General features: G+C 59.2%; 13 protein-coding genes. 10 read left to right on the forward strand and 3 right to left on the reverse strand.

What is annotated here, in order from left to right; genetic code table 11:
- The first annotated feature begins 99 nt into the window (after window positions 1–99).
- The 9 genes from OHL23_RS19255 (at window position 100) to OHL23_RS19295 (ending at window position 7,122) form a co-directional block, all read left to right on the forward strand.
- Complete coding sequence (locus tag OHL23_RS19255; RefSeq protein ID WP_263353590.1) at window positions 100–501, forward strand: cytidine deaminase; 402 nt, start codon at window positions 100–102, stop codon at window positions 499–501.
- Window positions 502–530: 29 nt separating this feature from the next.
- Window positions 531–1,913, forward strand: a complete 1,383-nt coding sequence (locus OHL23_RS19260; protein WP_263353591.1) for a thymidine phosphorylase — start codon at window positions 531–533, stop codon at window positions 1,911–1,913.
- 54 nt (window positions 1,914–1,967) lie between these two features.
- Entirely contained in the window at window positions 1,968–3,233 is a 1,266-nt protein-coding gene (locus OHL23_RS19265; protein WP_263353592.1) for a NupC/NupG family nucleoside CNT transporter, read from the forward strand.
- Window positions 3,234–3,254: 21 nt separating this feature from the next.
- Window positions 3,255–3,950, forward strand: a complete 696-nt coding sequence (locus OHL23_RS19270; RefSeq protein WP_263353593.1) for an ankyrin repeat domain-containing protein — start codon at window positions 3,255–3,257, stop codon at window positions 3,948–3,950.
- Between the two features lie 123 nt (window positions 3,951–4,073).
- Window positions 4,074–4,325, forward strand: a complete 252-nt coding sequence (locus tag OHL23_RS19275; RefSeq protein WP_263353594.1) for a hypothetical protein — start codon at window positions 4,074–4,076, stop codon at window positions 4,323–4,325.
- On the forward strand, window positions 4,322–4,828 hold the full coding sequence (locus tag OHL23_RS19280; RefSeq protein ID WP_263353595.1) for a PIN domain-containing protein: 507 nt from the start codon (window positions 4,322–4,324) through the stop codon (window positions 4,826–4,828). Before OHL23_RS19275 ends, OHL23_RS19280 begins: the two co-directional genes overlap by 4 nt.
- A 57-nt stretch (window positions 4,829–4,885) precedes the next feature.
- Window positions 4,886–5,782, forward strand: a complete 897-nt coding sequence (locus tag OHL23_RS19285) for a purine-nucleoside phosphorylase (RefSeq protein ID WP_263353596.1) — start codon at window positions 4,886–4,888, stop codon at window positions 5,780–5,782.
- On the forward strand, window positions 5,779–6,471 hold the full coding sequence (gene udk, locus OHL23_RS19290; RefSeq protein WP_263353597.1) for a uridine kinase: 693 nt from the start codon (window positions 5,779–5,781) through the stop codon (window positions 6,469–6,471). The genes OHL23_RS19285 and udk overlap by 4 nt, the downstream gene beginning before the upstream one ends.
- 147 nt (window positions 6,472–6,618) lie before the next feature.
- Window positions 6,619–7,122: a DUF2062 domain-containing protein gene (locus OHL23_RS19295; protein ID WP_263353598.1), complete on the forward strand. Its 504-nt coding sequence runs from the start codon at window positions 6,619–6,621 to the stop codon at window positions 7,120–7,122.
- Window positions 7,123–7,154: 32 nt separating this feature from the next.
- Here the strand turns inward: OHL23_RS19295 and OHL23_RS19300 are convergent, their stop codons facing one another.
- From OHL23_RS19300 to OHL23_RS19310, 3 genes are all read right to left on the reverse strand, one after another.
- Window positions 7,155–7,970 (reverse strand): metallophosphoesterase, encoded by an 816-nt coding sequence (locus tag OHL23_RS19300; protein WP_263353599.1) that lies wholly within the window; start codon window positions 7,968–7,970, stop codon window positions 7,155–7,157.
- A 321-nt stretch (window positions 7,971–8,291) separates the two neighbouring features.
- Entirely contained in the window at window positions 8,292–9,191 is a 900-nt protein-coding gene (locus OHL23_RS19305; protein ID WP_263353600.1) for a metallophosphoesterase, read from the reverse strand.
- Window positions 9,192–9,248: 57 nt separating this feature from the next.
- A complete protein-coding gene (locus OHL23_RS19310) occupies window positions 9,249–10,166 on the reverse strand; it encodes a S1/P1 nuclease (RefSeq protein WP_263353601.1) in 918 nt (305 codons plus the stop codon).
- Between the two features lie 272 nt (window positions 10,167–10,438).
- On the opposite strand from OHL23_RS19310, the gene OHL23_RS19315 reads away from it, so the two are divergent.
- Window positions 10,439–13,921, forward strand: coding sequence for a PAS domain S-box protein (locus OHL23_RS19315; RefSeq protein ID WP_263353602.1), 3,483 nt, complete (start codon window positions 10,439–10,441; stop codon window positions 13,919–13,921).
- Window positions 13,922–13,923: the final 2 nt, after the last annotated feature.

The following is a 13,923-nucleotide window of genomic DNA, read 5'->3' on the forward strand; positions in this document are numbered from 1 at the left end:
AGTGGCCTTATCGGAGGCGGGCGGACAAACTTGAGTGGGTAACGGGGGCGGTTCGTAATCGGGCGTTGGACTTAGAATGGGCGAAGAGAGGTTTCCGGAATGCAGGAACTGGAGAACGCAGCGATTGCCGCAGCGGAGCACTCGTATTCGCCGTATTCGAGGTTTCGCGTGGGCGCGGCGCTGCTGTTGACGAATGGACAAATTGTCACGGGGACTAATGTCGAGAATGTGAGCTACGGGCTGACGATCTGCGCGGAGCGGTCTGCGCTGGTGCGGGCTGTGGCGCAGTTTGGCCCAGAGATTCGAGTGCGGGCAGTGGCGGTGGTGAATCTCAATGATGCGCCGAGCCCGCCGTGCGGAGCATGCCGGCAGGTGCTGGCTGAGTTCATGGATGCGGATGCGCTGGTCCGTTTTCCCGGCGGCGCAGCCGGGGCGGTTGCGGCGGTGACATTGCCTATTGGCGAGATACTGCCCTATGGTTTTGATTTGCAGCTCAAGTAGTTCCCAGATCCGATTTGTGAGGTTCGCTTTTGTCTGATTCGTCTGGTCATCTTCATATGCCGATTCACATGATTGACCTGATCCGCAAGAAGCGGGATCGTGGTGTGCTTTCAGAAGCCGAGATCGGCTTCCTGGTGTGCGGTGCCGCAGGCGAGAGCATTCCGCTGGAGCAGCTTTCGGCGTGGCTGATGGCTGCGTGGCTGAATGGACTGGAGTTGGATGAGATTCGCGCGCTGACGGTGGCGATGCGCGACTCGGGGGCGAAGTTCGATCCGTCGCGGCTGGGCAAGGTCGCTGTCGATAAGCATTCGACAGGCGGCGTTGGCGACAAGACTAGCTTTCTTGTAGCTCCAATCGCCGCGGCTTGTGGCGTGGCGGTGCCGATGATCAGCGGGCGCGCGCTGGGGCATACGGGCGGGACGCTGGACAAGCTGGAGGCGATTCCCGCGTATCGGACAGCTCTGACACTGGAGGAGTTCGAGGCGGTGCTGCAGAAATGCGGGGCTTCGATTGTGAGCCAGACGCCTGCGCTGGTGCCCGCGGATCGCGTGTTATATGCGCTGCGCGACAGGACAGGGACGGTCGAGAGTCCGGGGCTGATCTGTGCTTCGATTTTGAGCAAGAAGCTTGCTGCCGGGTTGAATGCTCTGGTGCTGGATGTGAAGACCGGTTCCGGGGCGTTTCTGCGCAAGCGGGAGGATACAGAGTATCTCGCCGCGTTGATGGTGGCGACTGCTGAGGCTGCCGGAACGCGCACCGTCGCGCTGATGACGGATATGGGCCAGCCGCTGGGTGCGATGGCCGGGAATTGGATTGAGCTGGCGGAGTGCGTGGGGTTGATGCGCGGGAATCGCCCGGTTGAGAGCGAGGATCTGCGTGAGCTTTCGCTGATTCTGGCGGGATGGATGATCCATCTGGGCGGGCAGGCGGAGACGCCTGAGGCGGGATATGCGCGGGCTGAAGGAGCGATTGTCGATGGCTCTGCGCTGCGGATTTTCCTAGAGATGATTGCGGCGCAGGGCGGGGATGTTTTGGCTTTCGATGACGCGCACTTTCACAAACCGGGCGCGACGCGGGTGGTTGAGGCTTTGGAGACAGGCTTTATTTCATCCATGGATACAACGATGCTTGGATGGGCTGTGCAGCGGCTGGGCGCGGGACGCGAAAAGGCCGGTGAGCCGGTTGATCCTCATGCCGGGATTCACTTTCATGCGCGGCGTGGGGCGTTTGTCGAGAAAGGCCAGCCGCTGGCTACGCTCTATGCGACGCGCGAGGCGATGCTTGCCGAGCCGGAATCGCTGCTGAAGCGGGCGATTGTGTTTTCGGCAACCAAGCCGGAGACGGTTCCGCTGGTGAGCCGGATCTTTACCCAAGACGACGCCGAAATCTACCTGCGCAATGCTGTAAGGTAATAAGCAATCCATTCACAAGAAGCGCCCATAGTGCGTGTTTAAGGAGCTTGCCTTTTGGAGAGATTCACTGGGGTGCTGGGAATTGTTGCCGTGCTGCTTGCGGCGTGGCTGGGCTCGACTGACCGCAAGGCGATTCGCTGGCGGACGGTGTACTGGGGACTGGGGCTGCAATTCGCGTTCGCATTCCTTGTGCTGCGCTTCAGTTACGGACAGGCGTTCATGTCGAGCGCCGGCGGCGTGGTGCAGAATATGCTGGCCGCGACCTACAAGGGCACTGCGGTGCTGTTCGGAGAGCTGGGCCTGCCCAACGCGGGACGGTTCGGAGCGCTGATTTCTGACACGGCCCATCCTAACGCCGGGTCGATCTTTGCCTTTCAGGTGCTGCCGACGATCATCTTCATCTCCGCGTTTTTCGCGGTGATGTACCACATTGGTCTGATGCAGATCATCATTCGCGGGCTGGCGTGGCTGATGCTCAAGACGATGCGCATCTCGGGCGCGGAGAGTATGAATGTGGCGGCTTCGATCTTCATGGGCCAGACGGAGGCTCCGCTGACGATCCGGCCGTTTCTGGCCGGGGCGACGCGCAGCGAGTTGATGACGATTATGACGAGTGGGATGGCGCATGTCTCGGGGGGCATCATGGCCATGTATATATCGCAGGGTATCGACGCGTCGCATCTGCTGTCGGCGGTGATCATGACTTCGCCGGGAACGATTCTGATGGCCAAGATGCTGGTGCCGGAGACTGGCGTTCCCGCTACCGAGGGCCGTGTGGTGATGCCCAAAAACGAGGAGCACAAGGACGAGAATCTCATCGGCGCGATTGCCCGCGGGACACTGGATGGCGGCAAGCTGGCTTTCAATGTGGGGATCATGCTGATCAGCTTTCTGGCGCTGGTGGCGCTGCTGGATAGCATTCTGGGCTGGTTTCATGCGGGGCATCTCTGGTTTCCGGGGAGCCTGGGACAGATTCTTGGGTTTGTGTTTGCGCCGGTGGCATGGCTGATCGGAGTTCCGTGGCATGATGCGGGGGCGATTGGGAATCTGTTGGGCACGCGCATGGCGCTGAACGAAGTGATCGCCTATATTGCGCTGGGCGCGCAGAAGGCTACACTGGCGCCGCGCTCGTTTACGATTGCGACCTTTGCGCTTTGCGGCTTTGCGAATCTTGGCTCGGTGGGAATGCAGATCGGCGGCATCGGCGCGCTGGTGCCGGAGCGGCGCAACGATCTGGCCAGACTGGGGATTCGGGCGATGCTGGCCGGGACGATGGCGAATCTGATTTCTGCGTCGATTGCGGGGATGTTTCTGGGGTAGGCTCTTCGTGAGGGTTTCCCGATGAGCGATTCTGCGAAAGACCGTTGGTTGCTGGAGCTGGCCGAGGGGCGCACGGAACTGGTTTTCGATTTGCTGGAAGCCGGGTGTTCCGCAGACTTCACGGATGAAAACGGCGTCTCGCTAATGCAGCAGTGTGCGTATTACGGGGATGTCAGCGCGATTCATTTCCTGCTTTCACATGGAGCCAACCTGACGGCTCTCGGCGAGGATCTCGGCATTGGCGGCGCAAGCTATCACGGTCACTGGCGGCTTTGCCAGTTCCTGCTGGAGCAGGGTGCCGACGCAAACTGGACAGATGCGGAGACGGGCGAGACACCGCTGCACAATGCTTTGGCGAAAACTGACCGCGTGGTCTACGACCGTGTGCTGACGGTGTTGCTGGCGCATGGCGCGAATCCGAATGTGGCGACGAAGCCTGGTGTCGAGACGGGGGCTTTCATGCGGGATTGCCGGACGAAGGGCGAGACTCCGCTGCATCGGGCGGCTGCGTTTGGCAAGGTGGAGACGATCCGTATGCTGAAAGATGCCGGGGCCATTGTCGACGCGAAGGATGCGAATGGAGAAACTCCGCTGTCGTGGGCGAGCTGGTATGGGCGGCCTACTCCGGTGTTGCGGGAGCTACTTTATGGGAATTTTCGAATTCATCCGCAGAACCAGAGTATGCGGGCGAATCTGCTGGGGAAGCCGCTGATATAGGTACAGGAGATGGCGAATCTGATTTTCGGCGTCGACTGCCGGGATATTTCTGGGGTAGGTAGAGCAGGCTAGGCAGATTTCTTCCTAGGTGTCTTCCTGCTAGAATTTCGGCGGGGAACAAATATGATCGATATGAAACAAGCTGTCCAAACTGCCGTGACATCCGTCGAAAGTCTTTATCCGCAGGCGAAGGACATCCGACTTGAGGAAATCGAGCCGTATGGTGACTTACATTGGAGCGTCGTTCTGTCGTTCAAATCCGGCGAGCCGACAACCCTCGCAGCCGTTATGGGAGCGGAATCTCGCCTTTTCAAGAGACTTGAGATTGATAAGTCCACGGGTACGCTTGAAGCATTGAAAGTCTGGAAGCAATGAGTTCGTACGTCGAACTTCTTCTGCAAAGATATCAATCCAAAGGACTTCTGATCGACGCGAACCTTCTGCTTCTATATTTGGTGGGTTCTTATGATACGCGGTTAATTGGGGACGGCAAGTACAATAAGCTATCGAAATATACTCCGGAGGATTTCAATCTGCTGATCCGATTGAGGTCTGCATTTGCAAAGTCCGTTACGACGGCGCATGTTCTTACCGAAGTAAGCAATCTTACCAACGATCTTCCCGAGTCGACCAAGGGCGAGTGTTTGTCGGAGTTCTTGCAAGTCTTTGAAAATATCGAGGAACTGACCGTTGCGAGCTTCCAGGCGGCGAAGCGCCCTGAATTTCGCTATCTAGGGCTAACCGACTGCGCTCTTGCAGAAGTATCTACCCGCTTCCTGATTGTGACCGACGATGCGCGTCTGGTCGCAAAATTGGGAGAATCGGGGCTAGAGGCGCTGAATTTCAACCATTTAAGGGAGTATCTTCTGCCCAAGTAGCTCCGCGCGTTCAATGCGACGGAACCGCAACACCTGTCGGCGGATAAAGTATGTTCTATGACTTCCTCTCCACTTCCTTCCTATTTCGACCAAGCCAACAAAGCAGCGAACTTCCTTCGCGAAAAACTCGGCGCGCTCATGCCGCGCATTGGTATTGTGCTCGGCTCCGGGCTTGGGGCTGTTGCCGATGCTGTGTCTTCGCCTGTTTTCGTTGCCTACGGGGCGATTCCGCACTTTCCACAATCGACTGTCGAAGGGCACTCGGGGCGGATTGTCGCTGGGCTACTGGGCGGCGTGCCGGTGATTGTGATGCAGGGGCGGGTGCATTATTACGAGGGATATACGCCGCAGCAGGTTACGTTTCCCATGCGGGTGCTGGGCCGGTTGGGGATTGAATCGGTGATTCTGACCAATGCTGCCGGAGGAATCAATTCGAATTACCAGATCGGGCAGCTGGTGCTGCTGGCGGATCACATCAATCTGCTGGGGTTCAATCCGCTGGTGGGGCCGAATGAACCGCGTTTTGGTGAGGTTCCGGGATCGGGGCTGCGGTTTTTCGATATGACGGAGGCTTACTCGGTGCAGCTTCGCGGGCTGGCGCAGGAGGCTGCGCGGACCATTTCCGAGTCTGGCGGTGAAGCGCTGCATGAGGGCGTGTATCTGGCGACTTCGGGGCCGAGCTTTGAGACGCCAGCGGAGATTCGGGCGTTTCGCGCGCTGGGCGCGGACCTGGTGGGCATGTCAACTGTGCCTGAAACGATTGTGGCGCGGCACATGGGTATGCGGGTGCTTGGCATCTCCTGCGTAACGAACCTGGCCGCGGGGATTTCCGCGACGCAGCTTAGCCACGAGGAAGTCTTCGAGGCGGGCAGCCGGGTGCAGCACAAGCTGGCGCGGCTTTTTGAACGGCTGGTTCCGGCTATTGCCGCAACGCAGATGGAGACCGCTTCGTGATTGATCGAAGCGACACAACCGGGGAATCCGGCCGGCTTCCCTTCCCTCCGGTGATGCTGGCTGTGGCCGGCGCTTCGGGGTCGGGCAAGACGACGCTGGCGGCGGAGCTGGCGCGGACGCTGGGCGGCTTGCATTTCCCGCTCGACACGTACTACCGCGACCTGGCTCATCTTCCGGTGGAAGAGCGCGCGTTGCAGAACTTCGACGACCCGGCAATGATCGACGTTCCGTTGCTTGCCAGCAATCTCCAGGCACTCTCTCAAGGGCACAGCATCGAGCGGCCGCTTTACAGCTTTGCGGAGTTTACACGCATCCCCGGCAAGACGGAGACGATTCGCCGCGGTTCGCTGGTGGTGGTCGAGGGGCTGTTTGCGCTTTACTTTCCCGAATTGAGGCCCTTGTATCAGCTCAGCGTATTTGTCGATACGCCGGATGACATCTGCTTTGCGCGGCGGCTCAAGCGGGATATTGAGGAGCGTGGCCGCGATCCGGAGTCGGTGCGACGCCAGTATGCCGCCACGGTCCGGCCATGCAGTCTGGCGTTTGTAAGGCCGCTGATCGATTTTGCCGATCTGGTGGTGGATGGGGCCGATTCACTGGATTTCAAGATCGAATTAGTGGTGAATACGTTGAGGAAACGCGGGCTTCTTGGCAGGCTCGAGCCGGGGTTCGGATCGCGCATTGGATAAGTCATCGGGCTGTTAATTTCATCGGACTAACATTGGGCGTTCCAAATTGAAATGCCGGTAACGAACTTGGTCCGGATTTTCCTATTCAACGAATATTGACTTCCCGTCCAACGCAACTAAACTATGCGGTCCGTACTCTCATAGGGTATGCAGCGCATTCTGCAATCTGGTTCTCCGCTGTCGCGCCGTTTCGAGGCTGCGCAGGAGAAGATTCTGGAGTGGCTTCAGTGCGGATTGGCGCCGCGGCAGCTTGCTTTTACACTGGCTTTGGGCTTTGCCATTGGCTGCATTCCGCTGCTGGGCGTGACGACGGCCATCTGCGCGTTGCTGGCAATGATGCTGCGGTTGAATATGCCGGCGATCCAGGCAGCGAACTGGGTCGCGATGCCGCTCCAGGTCGTGCTGTTGATTCCCTTCCTGCGCCTCGGTCACTGGCTCTTCCGCGGCGAATCGGTCGCTTTCAATCCTGCTCAGCTCCTGCTCCAGATCGAGGCTGCGCCCTGGCACTCGCTGGTGCAGATGAGCGGCCTTTTCGGACATGCGGTAGTGGCCTGGATGATTACGGCAGGACCGGCGCTGGCGCTCTTTACCATCCTTCTGACTCCTTTAATGCACCGAATTTCAAGGCTTGTTCCGGTCGCGGCCGACTGAGGTTCGTCTGGTCGATCATTCGGATCGACTGGTCAGGCGCTGCGCAGGGTCATATGCAAAATCTCCGGTGGACACGCGAATCGTATTGGTAGCTCGACGGTGCCTATTCCGCGATTGACATAGAGCTGCATCCTTCCAAACCGGAACCAGCCTTCGACGTACTTCCGGCCCATCGGCGGGAGGCTCATAGGGCCGACAAAGGGCATGCGGATCTGGCCGCCGTGGGTGTGACCGCTCAACATGAGATCTACTGCCCGGCCCGCTGGAGTTGCGATAAGGTCGTCTACGTAATCCGGCGCGTGACACATCAGAATGACCGGTTCGTTCGGACGGTTGCGGATCGAAGCGGGAATAGCCAAATCGGGGTCCGGAAGGCCTTCAAATGGATCATCGAGTCCCGCGAGCCAGATTCGGCCGCCGGTTCTCTCCCCAAAGCGTTCAATCGGCAGGCACCCGTTGTTCAGGACGAGGATGCCGCTGGCCGTCAATGCCTCCGTGACGCTCGGCGCTCCGACGGCTACGTCGTGGTTGCCCATCACTGCGTAGAGTTGCCGGCAATGGAGTTCGCTGAGGATCTTCGCACACTCCCACGCTGCGCGGTTAGCAAAGGCTTTAGACCGAGGCTCATCGCTGACAAAGTCGCCGGTCAGCAGGATTGCATCGGGCTTCATGCTATTTATCTTGTCGACCACCTGGCGCAGGAAAAACGGCTCCGTGAATTCGTCCAGATGGATGTCGCTGATTTGTACGACACGGACGCCATCGAACGAGGCGGGCAGGCCTCGGAGGCGCACCTCGGCCTCGGTCACATCGATCCGATAACGCTCAATTTCGGTGGAATAGAGCATTAATCCAGCAGCGCCGAAAATACCTGTTTTCACTAAAGCGCGCCGGGTGACGATCTGGGGTGAAAAAAAGTGAGAAAAAGCCATACTTTCATGCTATCCGGCGTCTTGGTCCGCAAACGGTCCGGTTTGGGTATGTATTGGTATGAATTGGCCCAATTTTCGCTGCGGAACTGGCTTTGCGCTTTCCAGCCACGCGGTGTGGATCAGGCCGCGAGAACCCGCGCTTTTGCTCATGACCGTGCTTTTGGCTCCGCTGATGCACTGGATTTCGAGGCTTGCGGCGGTCTCAGCCGACTAAGGTTCAGCACTCAAATCGGCTCATCAGGCACTGCGCAGGGTTAGCTGTGTAATCTCCGGCGGGCAAGCGAATCGAAACGGCAGCCCGACGGTGCCTATGCCGCGATTGACGTAGAGCTGCATCTTCCCAAAGCGAAACCAGCCCTCGACATACTTCCTGCCCAGCTCTGGAAGAGCCAAAGGACCCAACGCGGGTATGCGGACCTGGCCTCCATGGGTGTGACCGCTCAACATGAGATCGACGGCCCGGCCGGCTGGAGTCACGAGCAGGTCATCGGCGTAATCGGGCGCGTGACACATCAGAATCACGGGTTCCTTCGCCTGATTGCGTATTGAGACGGGAATAGCTAGATCGGCGTCTGGATCGCCCTTGCACGGATCGTCGAGTCCCGCGAGCCAGATTCGGCCGCCGGTTCGATCGCCGAAGCGTTCGATCGGCAGATATGCGTTTCTGAGAACCGTGACGCCATGGGCGGTTAACGCCTCGATGATGTTCTGCTCACCGACGGACACGTCATGGTTGCCGAGCACGGCGTAGAGTTGCCTGCACCGCAGTTCGCTGAGAATGCTGGCGCATTGCCATGCTGCGCCAGCCGCAAAATGCTTCGATCGAGGCACATCGCTAACGAAGTCGCCGGTGAGCAGGACTGCGTCGGGCTGCATGCGATTGATCTTGTCTACCGCGTCGCGCAGGAAAAACGGCTCCGTGTACTCCTCCATGTGGATATCGCTGAGTTGTACGATTTGGACACCGTCGAACGCGTCCGCAAGGCCGCGCAGTTGCACTTCGGCCTGCGTGATCTCGATCCAATGGCGCTCAATTTCGCCGGAATAGAGGGCCAACCCGGCGGCGCCTAGAACTCCTGCCTTCAGTAAACCGCGCCGGCTTATGGGCCGACGGGAGAGAGAATCAAAAAAAGCCATAGTTTCATGCTATCCGGCTTCTTGCTTTGCGGATGATCCGGTTTTGGCTGAGTTGGTTTAATTCCGTTCGGGAACCGGTTTTGCGCTTTCCAGCCAGGCGGTGTAGATCAGGTCGCGCAGTTCGCTGGCTCCGGCGGCGATGCGCTCTGCGGTGAAAGCGCGAGACTCGGAAGTTCCTGCGTTATCGAATGCTCCGGCTTTATCGAAGGAGTAAACGGTGTCGATCATCGTGGCCGTGTGGCGCAGGTAGGCGACATAGCTGTCGAAGACATCGCCGGTGATCGCCTTGGGCTCGGTCATCTTCGGGGCCACATCGGCGGCTTTGATGTTGGCGGAGACGAACTGAGTTTCGAAGCGGCTGTGAATGCCGTGCGCCGTGGTGTATCCGTTGGGATTGTCTTTTAGCGTCCATCCGTCATAGTTGATCGTCGTATGAAGAGGCTGAGAGCCGTCGCCAACGTAGTGGCCGAGCCAACCGGCATAGAAGATAGCGGCTTCTTCCACGGCGTGCAGGTCGTTCTGATTCGCGGTTTTATCGGCGGAAAGGCGGCGGTATTCGCGAAGATCTGCTTTGAGACGCTGCCAGACTTCCAGGGTTTCCCAGGGCTGAAGGCCGATCTTTTCCGGACGCTGCCCGTGGGCGAAGGCCAGGGCTTCGAAGTCGAGGCGGTTGCGCGGAAGTGGTCCGAGCGCATCGGCCGGTTCCAGATCCAGGAAGTGCTCGGGGGCCTGGGCTGCGCTCAGTTCGGGTTCGGCACGGGAGCGCCAGCGGTCGGGTTCGGGACCGAGGTATTCGATTTCTGCAGCTGCTGTGTCAGTGCGCAGGAAAGCTGGCACATCGGCCGGAAGCGTGGTTGCGGCCAGTCGATTGATCATACGATGGCCATCGCTTCCCCAGCCAAAGCTGGAGAGCGGGGTAAAGGAAGTAAGAATCAGCGTGCAGGCAGCAAGACGTCGGAGCGGTTCAGTACGCATTATTCGAAGTATATCGAGGAGGGTCTTACGGAAGATGAATATAGCTTCACGAAAGTGATGAAAGACGAACGCAAACATGGCGTTCACGAGGGTTAGTTTATTACGGGAAAAAAGGGCACTTTCGTAAGAAGCTAAAAAATTAAATCGCTTGCGGGAGTTACCATCGTATACTAGGGTAACACTAAAGTTGTAGGTGTCTCCGGTCCACTGCCACGTTGCCAAGTGGGAGATAGGATCTGTGGGGCCAGTTGCGAAGACGTGGGCGAATTGATTTGAAAAAGACGAAGACAGTGATGATCCTTTCCGGATGCGTGGCAGGGTATCTCCTGTTCGGCGCAGCGGCTCGTCTTTATTGGGGCTCCTCTGTCAATAATTTAATCGCTGCGGCGGTGCTTGCCGGAGCGATTCCGCTGCTGCTCGTTCTGGTCGCCCAGATGCGTTCCGGTGACATGTCCAAGCAGAAGAGTCCGCGTGCCGAGCTCGCGGAAGCGCTGCTTCACTCCACAAGTCCCATGGTGCTGGCAACGGCGATGGATGGCAGCTTTACGTATCTGAATCCATCGGCCGAACGGGTGCTTGGAATGCGCGCTTCGGATCTCATCGGCAGAGCAAAGATGATGGAGATCTTTGCGCCGGGTGAGATGGAGAGAATCAGCCAGTGGCTGCGTAAACTGCATCCGGATGCCGCATCTGGGCCGGTTGTTCCGTCAGACCCAATGCGGGAATGCGTCAACTACGTCCTGCAATTCCCTCCCAGCCAACTTCGTGGGATCGATTTGCAGCTTCGCCGCAATGACGGGAACACGTTTCCGGCCACGCTCTATTTGTCGGCCATTCGTGGAACGGACGGAAAGCCCTCCGGCATATTGGCCGTTGCGCTGGACCAGACACTGAGCCATCGCCAGGAGCGGGCGCTGCGTGAGTCCCGAGAGCGATACCGGGATCTGTTTGAAAATGCAAACGAGATGATCGCCACGCTGAATCCGGCTGGCCAGTTTGTTTACGTCAATCCTGTCTGGAAATCATGCTTTGGCCTGGGTGATAGCGACTTCAACAAGCTTGAGTCGCTGGAGATGGTCTTCAGCGAGGATTGCCGCTCCGAGGTTGGCAGACTTTTCCGGCTGGCGATGGAGGGCGAAACAGTCGAGCGGGAGCCGGTTCGCACGCACACGTTGGATGGCCGGGTGCTGGACCTGGAACTGAGCCTGAGCCGCAGGCAAAAGGGCGACAATCCTCTGGCAATCCGCTGCCTTCTGCGCGACATCACCCCGCAGAAGCAACGCGAGCGGAGATTGGCGCTGCAATTAGTGGTGAGCCAGATTGTGGGCCAGAGCACTTCGCCGGAAGTCGCTTCGATGCGCATTCTGGAATCGGTTTGCCTCTCGCAAGGCTGGGACGCGGCGATTCTGTGGACGGTCAATGAGGAAGAGGAACGGCTGCAGTTCTACTCCGCCTGGGGTGCACCGGGGAAAAAGAGCGAGGCACTGATCCAGGAAAGCATGGGGCAGTCGATCGGCAAGGGTCCGGAGCTGCCAGGGCGCGTGTGGGTGCAGGGCCGCCCAGTATGGATGGAAGATCTGGCCGCCACGCTGGCTGCTGGGCCGGCTGCGGTCCGGCTGCAGGCAGCGTTGCGCCACGGGCTTGTAACCGGCTGGGCGATTCCGGTGCGCGTGGGCAACAACCTCATTGCAGTTCTCGAGTTTTACTGCCACCAGCGCCATCGCGAGGAACGCGAGACGATGGCGACGCTGGAAACTGTCTCTTCGTCTCTGGGCCAGATGCTGGCGCGTTCGCGCGAGCAGGGCCGAGTGGAGGAGCTGCATCGCACTCAGGAAATTCTGCTGGACACGATTGAAGATGGGATCTGCGGCGCGGACCGCAACGGGCTGGCCAGCCTCGTGAATCCTGCGGCGGGACGGCTGCTCGGAGCTTCGCCCGCTGAGCTTACCGGCGCTTCGGTTCACGATCTGCTGCATGGCTCTATGCCCGGCGGCAGCCGGTGCGGCGACGACTGTGTCTTGCTGCGGGCACTAACGCGCAAGCTGTCGGCCTCAGCGGAGATCACCGTGTATCGCCGCGATGGCAAGTCGTTTCCGGCGGAGTTTTCGCTGACGCCCATCCTCGAACAGGGCCGCTACACCGGATCTGTCCTTAGCTTCCGCGATATCAGTCAGCGGTATGCACTCGACCGCATGAAAGACGAGTTCGTCTCGACGGTAAGCCACGAACTGCGCACTCCGCTCACTTCGATTCGAGGAGCGCTGGGTTTGCTCTCGGCCGGATTGCTGGGCACCGTGAGCGACAAGGCTGCCAATCTGCTGCGGATTGCGCTTTCGAATTCGGATCGGCTGGTGCGGCTGATCAATGACATTCTCGATCTGGAGCGCATCCAGAGCGGTCGTGAGCCGCTCACCTTCCGTCCGATTGCCTTGAGCGAGATTGTGCGGCAGGCGATCGACGGCATGCAGCCGGTGGCCGATGCCGCGAATGTTCAGTTGATCCACGACTCCAACGTGGTGCAGGTCTCCGCCGACCCGGATCGGATGCTGCAGGTGATCACCAACCTGCTTTCAAACGCGGTGAAGTTCTCGCCCGAAGGCGCGACTGTTTCGGTGACACTACGCGAGGGCTCGAACTCCATGACGCTCTCGGTAATCGACCAGGGTCGCGGCATTCCAGCCGACAAGCTGGACTCGATCTTTGACCGCTTCCAGCAGGTCGATGCCTCCGATTCGCGGCAAAAGGGCGGCAGCGGCCTCGGACTGGCAATCTGCCGGACGATCGTGCAGCAGCACGGTGGCCGAATCTGGGCGGAGCGCAACAACGTCCGCGGCTCGACCTTCCGCGTGGTTTTACCGCTTCAGCCGCATGTGACGTCCACGCCGACGGCAACCCCTATCGACGAACCGGATCGCGGCCGGGTTTTGCTGGCCGACGCCAACCTCTCGACGCGACCCCTTGTCGCCAACCAGTTGCGCCGCCAGGGTTATCGCGTCGTGGAAACCGGCACGGTCGAAGAGACGCTTGCGGCGCTATCAACTGGCGTGGATTCGGAACATCCCGATGGGGTACAGGGCGGAATCGAAGCGATTCTGGTGGATATCTCGCTGGACGGGTTGAACGGATGGGAGATTTTGCCTCGCCTGCGTATGGAGCCATCGGCGGCTGGCGTTCCGATTGTGCTGCTGAGCGTAGACCATCCCAATCCTTCTCTTCCGATTCCTACCGGCGCGGATGGTTGGGTTTCGCAGTCGCCGAATGACGAAACGCTGTTGAACGAGCTGGCTCGGGTTCTTTCCAGTCCCGGGGAAAAGGCGCGCATTCTGGTGGTCGAAGACGATGTGGACCTCGCGCGCGTCATCGGCGCGGTCTTTGCCAAAGATGGCATCGACGTGATGCTGGTGCACACACGGCAGGCTGCGCTCGATGCCTGTGTCTCCTTCCTGCCGCAATTGCTCGTGTTGGACCTCTCGCTGCCGGATGGGGATGGTTTCAACGTGGTGGACTGGCTGCGCCAGCATGAGGATCTGGCTCATCTGCCACTAGTGGTGTATTCGGCCCGGGAGATTCCGCCGGCGGAACGATCTCAGCTGCAGCTTGGACCGACTCACTTCTTGACGAAGGCGAAGGTACAGCCGCAGCAGTTGGAGTCGCTGGTCTTGACGATGCTGCGCCGTTCGCGTCAGATGGAAGAATCCCTTTGCCTCGTACCTCCAAGCAACCCCGATCAGCCGCGAGGTTCTGCGACGGACTGAGT

This window comes from Acidicapsa acidisoli (genome assembly GCF_025685625.1).
GTDB lineage: Bacteria > Acidobacteriota > Terriglobia > Terriglobales > Acidobacteriaceae > Acidicapsa > Acidicapsa acidisoli.

Bases quoted from the DNA above. Each gene is read 5' to 3' on its own strand.
- OHL23_RS19275 (WP_263353594.1), top strand. From the start codon at position 4,074: ATGATCGATATGAAACAAGCTGTCCAAACTGCCGTGACATCCGTCGAA.
- OHL23_RS19300 (WP_263353599.1), bottom strand. From the start codon at position 7,970: ATGCTCTATTCCACCGAAATTGAGCGTTATCGGATCGATGTGACCGAG.
- OHL23_RS19285 (WP_263353596.1), top strand. From the start codon at position 4,886: ATGACTTCCTCTCCACTTCCTTCCTATTTCGACCAAGCCAACAAAGCA.
- OHL23_RS19295 (WP_263353598.1), top strand. From the start codon at position 6,619: ATGCAGCGCATTCTGCAATCTGGTTCTCCGCTGTCGCGCCGTTTCGAG.
- OHL23_RS19305 (WP_263353600.1), bottom strand. From the start codon at position 9,191: ATGGCTTTTTTTGATTCTCTCTCCCGTCGGCCCATAAGCCGGCGCGGT.
- OHL23_RS19255 (WP_263353590.1), top strand. From the start codon at position 100: ATGCAGGAACTGGAGAACGCAGCGATTGCCGCAGCGGAGCACTCGTAT.
- OHL23_RS19310 (WP_263353601.1), bottom strand. From the start codon at position 10,166: ATGCGTACTGAACCGCTCCGACGTCTTGCTGCCTGCACGCTGATTCTT.
- OHL23_RS19280 (WP_263353595.1), top strand. From the start codon at position 4,322: ATGAGTTCGTACGTCGAACTTCTTCTGCAAAGATATCAATCCAAAGGA.
- OHL23_RS19270 (WP_263353593.1), top strand. From the start codon at position 3,255: ATGAGCGATTCTGCGAAAGACCGTTGGTTGCTGGAGCTGGCCGAGGGG.